Origin of the sequence: Dolichospermum sp. UHCC 0259, from assembly GCF_009711935.1 — a bacterium.
Taxonomy (GTDB): Bacteria; Cyanobacteriota; Cyanobacteriia; order Cyanobacteriales; family Nostocaceae; genus Dolichospermum.
The window spans coordinates 33,466-47,983 of sequence record NZ_VIKX01000264.1; the positions used below are offsets into that span (position 1 = coordinate 33,466).

Genomic DNA, 14,518 nt, shown 5'->3' on the forward strand with positions numbered 1-14,518 from the left:
TCACGAATTTATAATTCTTCCCAAAACTTGTTAGTTAATATAGCATCTACATCATTGGGAAATGGACAAAGATTGGAAAAATAAACATCAGGATAACTATCTTTGACATTTTCCAATGCCATTTCATAACTTTTAACGAAAATCTCTCTCAAAAAAGTTTTCAAACTTGGTGAATCTTCTAATTCAATTTGTAATCTTTGGCGAAAATTCCGTATTTCAATTTCCCAACCTCGATAACAGTCTGACATTGGTACATAACACCGTTTTAATAAATGTTCTAGTAACCGCACCAAAAAACTCCTGACTGCTTTACGCTGACTTTTGCCCAAAGATTCTACCTCTTCAATTAAATTCTCCCAATCTAAATTATCATGATCTCGCGTTTTTAACTTGTTAAGTGTATCTTCAATCCAGAGAGAAAAATCCTGTTCATAAAGATTTTTTACTGATTTTACTGATGTTTTACTCATAGTTGATATGGGCGGTTTATTTTGGCTGTATTATAGCATTATATTTTAAATATAAGATCCCAGACTTATTCAAGAAGTCGGGGATCTACAGATTGCAATAAAGTTGTGCTAAATTGGTTAAGCGTAGTACCAATTCCACCGTTAATAGAATTGTTCAACCATCTAATCTAAATACCAACAATAAACAATATAATAAATTAACACTGTTAGCGATCGCACCTCACTATGACAGTTCTACAACTCCGTCCCCCCAATACCCTACCTCGAATCACCTGGGAAAAACTACCAGCAGATTTTCCCCTACCAGACGAACCCGTGGAAAATAACCTCCAACCTCTTCTCGCTGCCGCCCTCAGAGAATCTCTAGAACTGGCAGGATTAATTCTAGAATCAATGCTGATTGCCTCCAATTTTGGTCTGTGTGCCACAGTGGATGACAAAACCATCGTCAAAGCACCTGATTGGGTTTACGTTCCTTCTGTCCACGCCCTACCGCTGGGAGAAATCCGTCGTAGTTACACTCCCCATAACGAAGGAGAAAACCCAACCATTGTCATGGAATTTATGTCCGCAACCGAAGGAACGGAATATTCCATTAATTCTCATTATCCCTATGGAAAGTGGCACTTTTACGAACAAATTTTAAAAATTCCCACTTATGTGATTTTCCATCCCCAAACCGGAATTTTAGAAGTTCATAATTTAGTTAACGGTAAATACCAGCAAGAATCTCCAGATGAAAATCAGCACTTTTGGATAGAAGCTTTAGACCTATTCTTGGGTGTATGGATCGGAAAAAAAGCCGAATTTGAGGGTTATTGGTTACGATGGTGGGATAAATCTGGAAATTTATTACTCTGGGGAAGTGAATTAGTCAATCAAGAACGTCAAAGGACAGAACAAGAACGTCAAAGAGCAGAACAGGCAGAACAAAAAGCTGCTAAACTAGCTGAAAGACTGCAAGCAATGGGGATTAACTTAGAAGATATTTAAGAGTTCTTTTTTGTATCAGTCTTGATATAGCGGTATGCACTTGAATAAGATACAGCCAGTAAATCGCAAAACCCGTAGGGGCGCAGGGCCTACGCCCTCAATTGATTGCATCCTCACGATAACAGCTATAAGATTCTTTCAAAATCAATCGCTTTGGCGATTTTTATGATCAAAATCGAAATTTTCTAGGTGTAAATCATGACTGCTCAATTGCCGAAGAAAACATTAAATCTCTATGATCAAGATTATCAACTTTGGCTAGAAACCACCGCTAGTCAATTGCGTAAAGGTAAATTAGCTGAGGTTGATTTATCTTATTTGATAGAAGAAATAGAAAGCATGAGCAGAAGTGAAGAAAACTCATTAACAAGTAATCTACAAATATTGCTTATGCACTTACTTAAATATAAATATCAGCCAGAGCAACGATCTAATAGTTGGCTGCTAACTATATTTGAACATAGAGATAGAATTTTAGAGGCTTTTGATGTTAGCCCCAGCCTGAAACCATACTATCAAGAAAACTTGGATAGATGCTACGCCAAAGCCAGGAAAAAGGCTTCTTTGGAAACAGGACTACCTATTAGTTCTTTCCCATCTGAGTCACCTTTTACTAGAGAAGAAATCTTAGACGTTGACTATTTACCATAATAATACAACTACTCCTACAGAACAAATGACATATCCAAATACAAAGTACGAATACTTGTACAACAATAATCAACTTGGACATCATCATGCCTATATATTAAAACCACTTATAGAAATGATGTCAGAAATGCTACCCCCCCCAATAACAAACAAAAACCTCGGATTTTAGATATTGGTTGTGGTAATGGTAGCTTGAGCAATTTCCTAGCACAGCAGGGTTATGAAGTTGTTGGTGTTGAAGAATCTGAATCAGGTGTAAAATTGGCTAATCAAACTTTTCCCAATTGTCGCTTTATTCAAGGTAGCATTTACGATTTACCATATTCCGAACTAGGAGACAACTTTGATATTGTGATTTCTATTGAGGTAATTGAGCATTTATTTTATCCTAAAGAATTAGTCAGAAGCGCTAAAAAATGCCTCAAACCCAATGGTGGTTTAATTCTAACTACACCCTATCATGGTTATCTGAAAAATCTAATTATGGCAGCTACAGGGAAAATGGACAACCATTTTACCGCTCTTTGGGATGGTGGTCATATCAAATTCTTTTCTGTACCAACTATGACGGCTTTACTTGTTTCTGAAAACTATACAAATATCAAGTTTAAGTTTGCGGGTAGATTTCCCTATCTTTGGAAAAGTATGTTGTGTTCTAGTACCATAGTTCAATAACAAGAATTTATTTAAATATCCTAATGTTAGAAACAATTATCCCCCTCATTCTTACTTATAACGAAGAAAATAACATTAATCGTACCCTGGAAAAACTTAAATGGGCAAGTAAAATCATTGTTATTGACAGTTATAGCACAGATAAAACATTAGAAATTTTATCTTCCTATCCTCAAGTACAAGTATTTTCCAGAAAATTTGACACTCATGCTACTCAATGGAACTATGGATTAGAAAAAGTTGCAACTGAGTGGGTTTTATCGTTAGATGCAGATTATATTGTCACTGATGCACTAATAAATGAAATAAAAAATCTATCTCCCAATTCCAGCATTGATGGCTATTTTGCTAAATTCAAATATTGTGTATTTGGTAAACCTTTACGGGGTACTATACTCCCTCCCCGTCAAATTCTTTTCCGTAAAGACAAAGCAATATATATTGATGACGGACATACTCAACTTTTAGAGAATAAAGGTAAATATAGTCAGTTATCAGCATACATTCACCACGACGATCGCAAACCTTTGAGTCGTTGGTTATGGGCGCAAGATCGTTATATGGTAATTGAAAGTAAAAAACTTCTAGAAACACCAGATCATGAACTTAGTTTAGGCGATCGCATCCGCAAAAAGAAAATCCTAGCACCTTTAATAATTTTAATCTATTGTTTGATCATCAAAGGCTCTATTCTTGATGGCTGGCACGGTTGGTACTATACACTTCAGAGAGTTTTAGCAGAAATTTTGCTGAGTATACATATAATAGAAGCAGAGAAAATAGATAATTAATTGGCTCAAATAACCTGCTCTTTATTGCTAGGAGTTTAATTTAATGGTAAATACACTTGTTTTTGAAGTTTCTCAAGAAGAAGACGGCGGATTTGTCACCGAATGCCTCACTGAAGACATTTTTACCGAAGGAGATTCTTGGGAAGAACTCAAAGCCAATATTCGAGAAGCCGTTAAAGCTTTTTACTTTGAAGAATCGAGCTTTCCAGTTATACACTTGCATCTTGTCAAAAATGAAATTTTATTAATTCAATGAAAATACCCAGAAATCTGAAAGGTTCAGATTTAGTTCAAACTTTGTGTAAAACGTGGGATTACAAAATTGTCAATCAAGAAGGAATCCACATTATCCTGGAAACAGAAACGCCTGCTCATCACCGTCTTTGTGTCCCTGATCATAACCCATTGAGAGTCGGAACTTTAAATTCTATCTTAGCTGCTGTTTCCCGCCATAAAGGAATTGCCAAGCAAGACATTCTTAATTCTTGATAATCAACGAAAAACTACTAAAATGTCCATTCTAAAAATTCTCATTGTTAATATCCTATACCTAAGTTTTTAACTAAACTATTTTCCTCAAAAAGTAGGTTATAACCAGACTGAATAAATTTCTCACAAACTCATAAATTAATAAATCAGTAACACCCAAGCATCAAAATATTGCCACATCCCTACAAGCCATAACAGAAGCTATCATTTATGCGTTTAGATAATTACACACTCGGCAGTTATACACCTGGAGCATCATATAGCCGACAACTTTTATGGTACTTCATCGGTTCACCTTTAGTTGAAAGTTATTGGCTTCCTATCTCGTCTATAAAAGTTTCGATACTGAGGCTTTTTGGAGCTAATATCGGCAAAGGTGTGAATATCAAGCCTGGAGTAAAAATAAAGTTTCCCTGGCGCTTGACCCTTGGTGATTATGCTTGGATTGGGGAAGATGTCTGGATTGATAATATAGCTCCTGTGGTGATCGAAAATCACGTCTGCTTATCCCAAGGCGTTTATCTTTGTACTGGTAATCATGACTGGAACGACCCCAATTTTAACCTGATTCCTGCCCCCATTCATATCCAAGAAGGTAGTTGGGTAGCAGCGAAATCAGTTGTCGGACCTGGTGTTACTATCGGACGAGGCGCAGTGTTAGCATTAGGTAGTGTCACAAGTAGATCCTTAGAAGCTAATACCATCTATGCAGGAAATCCGGCTAAACCAATCAAAAAAAGGACAGAATGGGAAAATTTAGCATCAGACACCACCAAAAATTAGCGGAGTGCGGATTTTAAGTCATACCTGTTAGGGTATTACATATCGCTATAATCAATAAATTTTAGTAGTTAGTAGTTATCAGCGTTTAAAATTGCTAGACTATGACTCATCCAGGTAAAAAAACAGTTACATATCCTCGGTTATTCACCGCAAAAGAACCTATGCTTGACCAACTTACAAACGATAAAAGCGCTCAGAATAATACCACTCCTGTTTCTACATTATTTGCCAATCCCACATTTTCCCAATTTTCAGAAGAGGCTAGTGATTTTAACCTCAAGTCCTTTCTTGGTCTTTTACAGCGCCGAGCAATTATCATTATAGGGGTTGCTTCCGTTGCTATGGGTGGTGTTACTTATACAACTTTTCAACAAGTACCAATTTATGAAGGCAACTTCAAAATATTAGTTGAACCTGTTAATAGTGACTCTGAACTAGGGAAAATCGACGTGGGACTCGCTAATACCCTTAGACAATCTGGACTAGATTATGAGAGCCAAATTCAAGTTCTCCAAAGTCCAGAACTGCTGAGAGATTTTATTAAAGAAATACAAAAATCTGATGCTGATATTGATTATAATACCATTTCCCAAGGGTTAACTATTCGTCGCTTGGGACAATCAAAAATAATCCAAGTTAGCTATAAAAGTGATAATAACCAAAAAATTAAACTTATATTAGATCCTTTGGCTGATTTTTATTTAAAATACAGCCTCAACAAGCGACAAACAAAGCTCCGTCAGGGAGTTCAATTTGTAAATGCAAAACTTCCTGAAATCCGAATTAAGCTAGAACAGTTGCAAAAAGAAATGCAAATGTTCCGCCAAAGATACAATTTTATTGATCCAGAAAACCAATCTGGAGTAGTTTCTTCGCAAATTCAGTCTTTGACACAACAAAGACTAACTATCAATCAACAGTTAACCGCTGCCAGAGCTACTTATGATAGGTTACAGAGACGTGAAGAACAGTTAGCAATTCTCAATACTGCTCCTCTTTATCAAACCTTAATTGGTCAACAACGCCAATTAGATATCCAGCTATCTGGAGAATTAACTCGGTTTCAACCAGATAACCCAGTTATCCGCACCTTACAAGAAAAAAGATCCAACCTTTTACCTATTATTGAGGCAGAAGCAGCACGCACTATTAATATTAGAATATCTGAAGCTACGGATCTAATTAAGAAAATAGAAGTAGACAATCAATATATAGTACAAGCAGAAAAACAACTGCAATTGAAATTAGACCAGTTGCCAATTTTGTCTCGGCAATATGCTGAAATCCTACGGAATTTACAAATAGCCAATGAAAGTTTAAATCGCTTTTTAGCTGCTCGTGAGCAATTGCAAATAGAAATAGCCCAAACAGAACTACCTTGGGAATTAATCCAAGCAGCTGATGAGCCTCTATATCCAATTTCTCCAGATATTCCCCGCAGTTTGATATTGGGATTTGTGGCTAGTTGTTTATTAGGCATAGGTGCTGGTTTTCTCAAAGAACAGACTGATAATACCTATCACAGTATTGAAAATGTCCGGAATAACATAGGACTGCCTTTATTAGGATCTCTTCCCTTTAATAAAAACTTAGTTCAGAATCCATCTTTCGACTTGATAAACGAAAATCAACAACCAGAAGTAGTTCCAGACCCTCTTCTCGTAAATGATGAACCAGCTAAAACTTCTGCTAGTAGACCTTCCCGATCAAGCTATTATTATGGACAGGGATCATTTTGGGAATCTTTACAAGTTTTATATAGTAATGTTCAACTGCTTAATTCTGATAAACCAATTAAGTCTTTAGTTGTTTCCTCTGCTGTCCATGGAGATGGTAAAACTACGGTGGGATTTAGTCTGGCAAAAACAGCCGCGATTATGGGGAAAAAAGTATTAATTGTAGATTGTGACCTCCGCAAATCCAATGTTCATAAACTATCAAAATTAAATAATCTCTGGGGACTAAGTAGTTTAATTTCTTCAGATATAGATGTCAGGCAAGTAATTCAAGAAATGCCCGGACTTAAGAGTTTATCTGTGATTACGGCAGGTCCTGTACCACCTGACCCGGCGCGATTACTCTCATCAGATAAAATGATTCAAATGATGGACTATTTCTCTGATAATTTTGATTTAGTGATTTATGATACTCCTCCTTTATCAGGATTAGTAGATGCTAGATTGGTAGCAGTTCATGCTGATGGTATCATGCTAGTTATCAGAATTGATAAAACAGATAAATTAGCCGTCAAGCAAGTTATTGATGCGCTAAAAGTATCTCCCATCAATTTACTAGGAACAGTAGTCAACGGCGAGAAATTCCGAGGACTTGAATACAACTATAATTACAGATACAGTTAATATTACTATACTAAGGGTAGGAGTTAAGGGAACACCAAAAAATAAATTACCCAATCTTGTGGGATGGGCATCCTGCCCGTCGTTAAGAATTAGCGGGCTTTTCGTCCCGCACCACAAGAAATTTTTGGGGATTTTTTGAAGATGTTTTCGTTTCCCTACACTCAGCATGACAAAACAGGATCATTTACTTTGTGGCTTACTCTTAATAAACTTCAGCTATTAGCCCGGAAATTCATGGGTGGGTCTGTTAGCCAAACAAATAAAGCCTTGACAAATATGGGCAGGAGGAGAATCGAACTCCTATGACCTCACGGCCGCCGCATTTTGAGTGCGGTGCGTCTACCAATTCCGCCACCCGCCCTTGGGTGTAACTTTCCTATTATAGCCTATTTTTTTAGTTTGGCAATAGGTAATTAGATTTAATTTAGAAATTTTTTGGGAAATCTCCAAAAGCGATCGCTCCCCTTCATCTTCTAAATTGTCTACCATGTTGCTAGTAAAATCTACCAATTCCGCCATCCACCTTGAGATGCAGATTCGCTTTTGTAATTAATACCGTGATTTTGCACTAATTTTTCGTACTCTTGACTACCTGCCCAACGGTCAATTTCCCTAGCTCTTAATACGGGGACAGGATGGCTTAATTGGGCTGTGCGGGCAGATTTCACCATTTCTCCCAATTCCGTTTTGCTAATGTCATCATAAGCGCGAGCTTGGTCAACAAAGGCATCTAAATTAAGTTGGGGGGCTAAAGTGGGAGAACCGCCGGCTAACTTCATTAATACTGACATGACAACTTTCGGGTTTTGGGTGGCTAACAAAGCGGCGCGATCGCAGGTAAACTCAGCACAGCGAACCCATTCTAATAATTGTGACTGGATAGCTTGAGCCAAAACAGCGCCAACATTGGGGACAATGGCAGCAGCTAAAATCAATAAATTCACAGGTGTTAAATACACACTATGATCACACTTGAGATGACCTAATTCATGGGCAATTACAGCCTGTATTTCTTCGGGTGTGAGGATCTCAATCAAGGATGTATGAATGACAACAAAAGGCTGCTTACCTCGCATGGCAAAGGTGTAAGCATTAGGGGCTGGATGTTGACGCACATATAACTGAGGTGGATCAATATCAAGAATTTGACAAGCTTCTAATAGTAAGTTGTGTAAATCAGGAAGTTGTTTTTCTCCTACCAAAATACTAGAAGCGATATTTTCTACATAAAAAACCTGTTCGGCCATTGGACCTAACCAATTCCGCACCATCATATCTAAACCGGGAATTTGTTTGAGAGTTTTGGTAGCTTCCAAGTCGAGAGGGTGACGGAATGAGTCTGCTTTTAAGCCTGTGAGCGAGGTTTTGAGTAAAGACATAGTATTTAAATTAATCACAAATGTGAATTCCAATGTTTATAACATAACAAGTTTGGGTTGAGAGATAGCAAAACCCAAGATGATCGAGGATTTTGTTGGGTTTCCTTGCGTCAACCCAACCTACGATATGATGTTTATTTCTATGGTTCTAACTAACTTGTGCTTCAGCAACACCTACGGGACAAGCCACGTTAGTACCACCTAAACCACAATAACCACCGGGGTTTTTGGCTAAATATTGCTGATGGTATTCTTCAGCATAATAAAATTCAGGTGCATCTAAAATTTCTGTGGTAATTTTACCGTACCCAGCGCTGCTGAGGGCTGCTTGATAAGCGTTCTGTGATGTTACTGCTAGTTCTTTTTGCTCTTGTGAATAAACGTAAATTCCTGAACGGTATTGAGTACCAGCATCATTACCTTGTCGCATTCCTTGGGTGGGGTTGTGGCTTTCCCAGAACACTTTCAATAGTTGGGAATAAGTAATGATTTTGGGGTCAAACACCACTAATACTACTTCATTATGACCAGTCATGCCACTACATACTTCTTGATAAGTAGGGTTGGGTGTGTAACCAGCCGCATAACCTACCGCAGTGGTGTAAACTCCTTCTTGTTGCCAAAATTTGCGTTCTGCTCCCCAAAAACAGCCTAAACCAAACATGGCGGTTTCTAAGCCTTGGGGAAAAGGTGCTTGAAGGCGATTTTTATTAACATAATGTTGTGCTGGTACTCGCATCACTTCTGCCCGTCCTGGTAAGGCTTGCTCAGGTGTCGGTAGGGCTGACTTTTTACCAAATCCGAATATTCCCATTGTTTTTAATTTGTATTTATGATTGCTATTCTTCTTTATTGTAAAGATTTTTGTAGCTATTACGGGTTGGGGTGAATAAATTTCATGGTGTTATTGATGAATCGTTGGAAGGGCGCAGGATATAAATTTCATGGTGTTGTTGATGAATCGTTGGAAGGGCGCAGGCCCTGCGCCCCTACGTTCTGAATTTTTCATGGTCAGAATCTACTAGGGTTACGTCAAATACTTCTGCAAAACATTGGTTGATGGAATGACGGACTTGGTTACAGGTAATGTCGGGAATCCATTTAGCTAAACTGCTGACTGGTTTATCAATAATGCCACAGGGAATAATTTGTTGGAATCCTGTCATGTCTGGACAAACGTTTAAGGAAAATCCGTGCATGGTAATCCATTTACTCACTTTTATGCCAATAGCGGCAATTTTGTATCCTTCTAACCAAACTCCGGTAAAACCAGGAATCCGTTCTCCTTTTAAGTCGTAATTTGCTAAAACGCGAATTAATACTTCCTCAAGTTGACGTAAGTACCAGTGGAGGTCTTGACGATAATGACGCAAGTTTAAAATGGGATAACCTACCAATTGTCCTGGACAATGATATGTGACTTCGCCACCTCTTTCAATGCGATGCACATTGTATGCACTTTTGTCAAGGTTAAATTTAATAAATTCTGGATTTGCTCCTGTCCCCAAGGTGTAGACGGGGGGATGTTCTAGCAAAATTAAGACATCATCTAGTTCTGGGTTGTGAATGCGTTCTGCAACGAGCGATCGCTGCCACTGATGAGCAGTTTCATAAGGCATTACGCCAACATTATATAGTAAACAACGGTACGGGGTTACTTGAGTGCTAGGAATCATCAGTGAATAGGTAAGAGGCAAGAGGTAAGAAGCAAGAGACAAGACACCCGATTTCTCTCAATTCCCAAAATATAACGAACAAATGTCAAGCTATGCAAAGGATCTTAAAGGAACGTCAAGGGAATATACTTTAGAACTCACAAGGTGCTAGTTTGAATATATAACCTGAATGGGCGTTGGGAGGAGAGCATTAAGCTAAGACAATACCAACTAATTTACTGACTGATGGCAATTTAAAAGTTTATTTGTATCAATCAGGATCGAATTTCCCAAAAGGGTTGTATTCTCTATACAATAGTGAACAAGACTGGGGGACAAAAAAGTAAGGACTCCTATTTTGGTAAAGTTCCATAGAAGTAGGCGTTTAAAAGAACCATATCTCAAGCAGCCTAATTCAATAGTTTTGCTTAGATAGCCAATTGCTTAACAACCAGTTGGAAACAAGACGATAAATAAGCGCAAACTTGAAGATGCAAGAAGTGTTAAAAATGCTAAAAGGCAATGTCTTAGGAATAGGTGACGATTTGTGCTGGTGGCAGTGATAGGCCTTACCGCAATTTCTATTTCTAACTGAAAACATCACATATAATATTGAGCGGGAGAGTTTACATGAAGCTTGTCATCCACGGTAAAAATATTGAAATCACTGATGCAATTCGTGAATATGTGCATCAAAAGATTGAAAAAGCAGTTAGTCACTTCCAGAACATCACGAATGAAGTGGATGTTCATTTAAGCGTAGCTCGCAATCCCCGAATAAGTACAAAGCAAGCTGCGGAAGTAACTATTTATGCTAATGGTAGTGTTATCCGTGCGGAGGAAAGCAGCGAAAGCTTATATGCAAGTATTGACCTAGTTGCCGACAAAATTGCTCGACAATTACGGAAGTATAAAGAAAAAAGGCAGGATCATAAAACTCAACCTATATCAACTAACGAAGTAGTAGCACCAGAACCTGTTGCAGCGGATTTAATAGGCGATCGCACCGCTGAATTACCCGAAGAGGTTGTTCGTACCAAATACTTCTCCATGCCGCCAATGACATTGGCAGAAGCGCAGGAACAACTGCAACTGGTGGGACACGATTTTTATATGTTTCATAATGCCGAAACAGGTGATATTAACGTCATTTACGAACGTAATCACGGTGGTTATGGAGTAATTCAACCTCGTAATAACGGTAACGGCAACAGTAAAAATGGCAAATCAGCTAATGTTGGTGTAGCAGAAAAATCTAAAGTTTAATTATCGAGAGTCTCAGATCCCCAACTTCTCTAAGAAGTCGGGGATCTTATTTACTTATTTACAGTCAAAAATTTACTTTGCTGCTAGTTGTTGCAGGGTTTTTAAGGCTTCTTCAACGTGTCCTTTAAAGTTCAACATGGAATCAAATACATATTGAACCACACCATTTTTATCAATTACATAAGTAACTCGACCGGGAATAAAACCAAAAGCGGTAGTTGCCCCATATTGTTTTCTTATTTTGTCCCCTTGATCGCTGAGAAGTGTAAAAGGTAGATTATGCTTGGCTGCGAACTTTTGATGGGAGTCCGTAGAGTCACCACTTACACCAATAACTTCAGCACCAGCGGTTTTAAACACTTCATATTGATCTCGAAAAGCACAAGATTCTAGAGTGCATCCTGGTGTATCATCCTTGGGATAAAAATAGAGGACAACGGATTTTTGACCCCGAAAGTCTGCCAAACTGACGTTTTTGCCATTTTGGTCACGTAAACTAAAATCAGGTGCAGTATCTCCAACTTTGATAGCCATATTAAAAAATTCAAAATTCAAACATTACTTAATAAAAGTTTACCTTGTAACCTAGCTTCTAGAATTTTCCTTAATCAGGACTTACGCAACTCGCACATTGGTAGGGTGCGTCAGACTGAATAAATCCTGCAAATAAACAGATTTTTGACATCTGACGCACCCTACAACAGATTTTTGGTGTGACACTTGGGTAAGTTCTATTGATAAAGTGCATCAAGAGGAGTAAGGTAAGATCCTCAAATAAGATATTCCATCTATGCGTCTGAGTTCCCTTGATGTTTTTCGTGGTATTACCATCGCTGCCATGATTCTTGCTAATATGGCAGGAGTGTCCGCTGATGTTTATCGTCCCCTCAGCCATTCCGAATGGCACGGCTGTACACCAACTGACTTAATATTTCCCTTCTTTTTATTCATTGTTGGTGTAGCAATGACGTTTTCGCTGTCAAAGTACAGCGAAGAAAACAAACCCACTCAAGCGGTTTACCTACGCATCCTACGCCGTACTGCAATTCTATTTATATTGGGTTTAATATTAAATGGTTTTTGGAATAAAGGTGTTTGGACTTTTGATTTAAGTAGTATCCGCTTGATGGGGGTATTACAACGAATTGCTTTAAGTTATCTTTTTGCATCTTTGATAGTTTTAAAATTACCTCGCAAAAGTCAATGGCTATTAGCAGGGGGATTACTAATTAGTTATTGGTTAACAATGATGTATATTCCTGTTCCTGATTATGGTGCAGGAGTGCTGACGAGAGAAGGTAATTTTGGCGCATTTATTGACAGATTAATTATTCCTAAAGCACATCTATATAAAGCTGATGGCTTTAATTTCATGGGAGATCCTGAAGGACTCTTTAGCACTATTCCAGCGATAGTTAGCGTTTTAGCTGGTTATTTTACTGGGGAATGGATTAAAGATAAAAAACAGGCTACTTCACAAACTAGCATGGATTTAGTATTATTTGGTTTGTGTTGTTTGGTAATTGCAATTATTTTGGATGTGGCATTTCCCATTAATAAGAAACTATGGACAAGTTCCTATGTTTTATTTACTTCTGGTTGGGCGTTAATGTTATTAGCCGCTTGTTATGAGTTGATAGAGGTGAGGCTAATTAAACGCTGGAGTAAGCCTTTTGAGATTATGGGATTAAATGCGATCGCTCTTTTTGTGGCTTCTGTATTCCTAATTAAAATCATAGCCAAAACCCAACTGGGTACAGGTGAAACGGCTGTTAGTATCTATAATTGGATTTACCAAAATCTCTTTGCATCTTGGGCAGGAAATTTCAACGGCTCATTTTTGTTTGCATTTGTTACCTTGTTATTTTGGTATGGTGTGGCTGTTCTAATGTATCAGAAACGCTGGTTTATTAAAGTGTAAATAAAATTCTGCTGTGACAGGCATATTGCCTGTCTAAATTCTGTTAAATTAGATGAACAAAATAACAATCAAGGAAAAACTATGTCAGCGAAAAAACCTAGCATTTTGGTGACGGGGGGAGCAGGATATATTGGTTCTCATACAGTGTTAGCACTCAAGCAAGCTGGTTATGAGGTAGTCATCCTGGATAACTTGGTGTATGGACATCGGGATTTGGTAGAACAGGTTTTGCAAGTAGAATTGATTGAAGGGGATACGAGCGATCGCACTTTATTAGATAATCTTTTTCAGACTCGTAATTTTGCGGCAGTTATGCACTTTTCCGCCTATGCTTATGTAGGTGAATCTGTTACAGATCCAGCTAAATATTACCGGAATAATGTTTTAGGAACTTTGACATTATTAGAGTCAATGTTAGCAGCTTCTATTAAGAATTTTGTCTTTTCTTCCACCTGTGCCACCTATGGTGTACCAAATTTTATTCCAATTACAGAAGATCATCCCCAAAATCCCATTAATCCCTATGGTGCAACTAAATTAATGGTAGAAAGAATATTAACTGATTTTGATGTGGCATACAATTTTAAATCAGTGCGTTTCCGCTATTTTAATGCTGCTGGTGCTAACCCTGAAGGATTATTAGGAGAAGATCATCATCCCGAAACCCATTTAATCCCTTTAATATTACAAACAGCATTAGGTAAACGGGAAGCTATTAGCATTTTTGGGACTGATTATCCCACTCCTGATGGTACTTGTGTTCGGGATTATATTCATGTCAATGATTTAGCCAATGCCCATATTTTGGGATTGGAATATTTGTTAAATGGTGGTGAAAGCGAAGTTTTTAACTTAGGTAATGGTAACGGGTTTTCAGTTCGGGAAGTGATTGCGGCGGCGGAAGATGCCACAGGTATGGTAATATCAGTCAAGGAATGCGATCGCCGTCCTGGAGATCCTCCAGCATTAATTGGTACAAGTGCAAAAGCTCGCAAAATCTTGAATTGGCAACCTCAATATCCAGGTATTAAAGATATCGTCTCTCACGCTTGGCAATGGCATCAACAAAGGCATAAATAACAGCG

17 protein-coding genes and 1 tRNA gene are annotated in these 14,518 nt (G+C 38.0%); 11 read left to right on the top strand and 7 right to left on the bottom strand.

The window, feature by feature from the left end; translation table 11 throughout:
- Nucleotides 1-8: 8 nt before the first annotated feature.
- The gene (locus FJR05_RS21955) at nucleotides 9-470 is read right to left on the bottom strand and encodes a DUF29 domain-containing protein (RefSeq protein WP_168646069.1); all 462 of its coding nucleotides are present in this window, start codon (nucleotides 468-470) and stop codon (nucleotides 9-11) included.
- A 225-nt stretch (nucleotides 471-695) separates the two neighbouring features.
- Here FJR05_RS21955 and FJR05_RS21960 point away from each other — a divergent pair, with 225 nt between their 5' ends.
- From FJR05_RS21960 to FJR05_RS21995, 8 genes are all read left to right on the top strand, one after another.
- Nucleotides 696-1,463: a Uma2 family endonuclease gene (locus FJR05_RS21960; RefSeq protein WP_168646070.1), complete on the top strand. Its 768-nt coding sequence runs from the start codon at nucleotides 696-698 to the stop codon at nucleotides 1,461-1,463.
- Between the two features lie 198 nt (nucleotides 1,464-1,661).
- Complete coding sequence (locus FJR05_RS21965; protein WP_168646071.1) at nucleotides 1,662-2,114, top strand: DUF29 domain-containing protein; 453 nt, start codon at nucleotides 1,662-1,664, stop codon at nucleotides 2,112-2,114.
- Between the two features lie 171 nt (nucleotides 2,115-2,285).
- Nucleotides 2,286-2,789 (top strand): class I SAM-dependent methyltransferase, encoded by a 504-nt coding sequence (locus FJR05_RS21970; protein ID WP_371416931.1) that lies wholly within the window; start codon nucleotides 2,286-2,288, stop codon nucleotides 2,787-2,789.
- Nucleotides 2,790-2,812: 23 nt separating this feature from the next.
- Complete coding sequence (locus FJR05_RS21975) at nucleotides 2,813-3,580, top strand: glycosyltransferase family 2 protein (RefSeq protein WP_168646072.1); 768 nt, start codon at nucleotides 2,813-2,815, stop codon at nucleotides 3,578-3,580.
- Nucleotides 3,581-3,623: 43 nt separating this feature from the next.
- The gene (locus FJR05_RS21980; RefSeq protein ID WP_168646073.1) at nucleotides 3,624-3,836 is read left to right on the top strand and encodes a type II toxin-antitoxin system HicB family antitoxin; all 213 of its coding nucleotides are present in this window, start codon (nucleotides 3,624-3,626) and stop codon (nucleotides 3,834-3,836) included.
- Complete coding sequence (locus tag FJR05_RS21985; RefSeq protein WP_168646074.1) at nucleotides 3,833-4,069, top strand: type II toxin-antitoxin system HicA family toxin; 237 nt, start codon at nucleotides 3,833-3,835, stop codon at nucleotides 4,067-4,069. Before FJR05_RS21980 ends, FJR05_RS21985 begins: the two co-directional genes overlap by 4 nt.
- Nucleotides 4,070-4,279: 210 nt before the next feature.
- The gene (locus tag FJR05_RS21990; RefSeq protein WP_168646075.1) at nucleotides 4,280-4,852 is read left to right on the top strand and encodes a WcaF family extracellular polysaccharide biosynthesis acetyltransferase; all 573 of its coding nucleotides are present in this window, start codon (nucleotides 4,280-4,282) and stop codon (nucleotides 4,850-4,852) included.
- 101 nt (nucleotides 4,853-4,953) lie between these two features.
- Entirely contained in the window at nucleotides 4,954-7,212 is a 2,259-nt protein-coding gene (locus FJR05_RS21995) for a polysaccharide biosynthesis tyrosine autokinase (RefSeq protein WP_254447015.1), read from the top strand.
- A gap of 277 nt (nucleotides 7,213-7,489) precedes the next feature.
- Here the strand turns inward: FJR05_RS21995 and FJR05_RS22000 are convergent.
- The 5 genes from FJR05_RS22000 to lipB form a co-directional block, all read right to left on the bottom strand.
- Nucleotides 7,490-7,573 (bottom strand) — tRNA-Leu (locus FJR05_RS22000).
- Entirely contained in the window at nucleotides 7,552-7,722 is a 171-nt protein-coding gene (locus FJR05_RS22005) for a hypothetical protein (protein ID WP_217385651.1), read from the bottom strand. The genes FJR05_RS22000 and FJR05_RS22005 overlap by 22 nt, the downstream gene beginning before the upstream one ends.
- Nucleotides 7,716-8,591 (bottom strand): M48 family metallopeptidase, encoded by an 876-nt coding sequence (locus FJR05_RS22010; RefSeq protein ID WP_168646077.1) that lies wholly within the window; start codon nucleotides 8,589-8,591, stop codon nucleotides 7,716-7,718. Before FJR05_RS22010 ends, FJR05_RS22005 begins: the two co-directional genes overlap by 7 nt.
- Nucleotides 8,592-8,739: 148 nt before the next feature.
- Nucleotides 8,740-9,405, bottom strand: coding sequence for a peptide-methionine (S)-S-oxide reductase MsrA (gene msrA, locus FJR05_RS22015; RefSeq protein WP_168646078.1), 666 nt, complete (start codon nucleotides 9,403-9,405; stop codon nucleotides 8,740-8,742).
- A gap of 175 nt (nucleotides 9,406-9,580) precedes the next feature.
- A complete protein-coding gene (lipB, locus tag FJR05_RS22020) occupies nucleotides 9,581-10,267 on the bottom strand; it encodes a lipoyl(octanoyl) transferase LipB (protein WP_168646123.1) in 687 nt (228 codons plus the stop codon).
- A gap of 609 nt (nucleotides 10,268-10,876) precedes the next feature.
- Here lipB and hpf point away from each other — a divergent pair.
- Nucleotides 10,877-11,512 carry a ribosome hibernation-promoting factor, HPF/YfiA family gene (hpf, locus tag FJR05_RS22025; protein ID WP_168646079.1) on the top strand — a complete coding sequence of 212 codons (636 nt, stop codon included), beginning with the start codon at nucleotides 10,877-10,879 and terminating at the stop codon, nucleotides 11,510-11,512.
- A gap of 72 nt (nucleotides 11,513-11,584) precedes the next feature.
- Here hpf and FJR05_RS22030 read toward each other — a convergent pair whose 3' ends face one another.
- Nucleotides 11,585-12,046, bottom strand: a complete 462-nt coding sequence (locus FJR05_RS22030) for a peroxiredoxin (protein ID WP_168646080.1) — start codon at nucleotides 12,044-12,046, stop codon at nucleotides 11,585-11,587.
- Nucleotides 12,047-12,302: 256 nt separating this feature from the next.
- Between FJR05_RS22030 and FJR05_RS22035 the strand changes: the two genes are divergently transcribed.
- Together FJR05_RS22035 and galE are read left to right on the top strand one after the other, a co-directional pair.
- Nucleotides 12,303-13,433 (top strand): acyltransferase family protein, encoded by a 1,131-nt coding sequence (locus FJR05_RS22035; protein ID WP_168646081.1) that lies wholly within the window; start codon nucleotides 12,303-12,305, stop codon nucleotides 13,431-13,433.
- A gap of 81 nt (nucleotides 13,434-13,514) precedes the next feature.
- The gene (gene galE, locus FJR05_RS22040) at nucleotides 13,515-14,513 is read left to right on the top strand and encodes a UDP-glucose 4-epimerase GalE (RefSeq protein WP_168646082.1); all 999 of its coding nucleotides are present in this window, start codon (nucleotides 13,515-13,517) and stop codon (nucleotides 14,511-14,513) included.
- The last annotated feature ends 5 nt before the right edge of the window (nucleotides 14,514-14,518 follow it).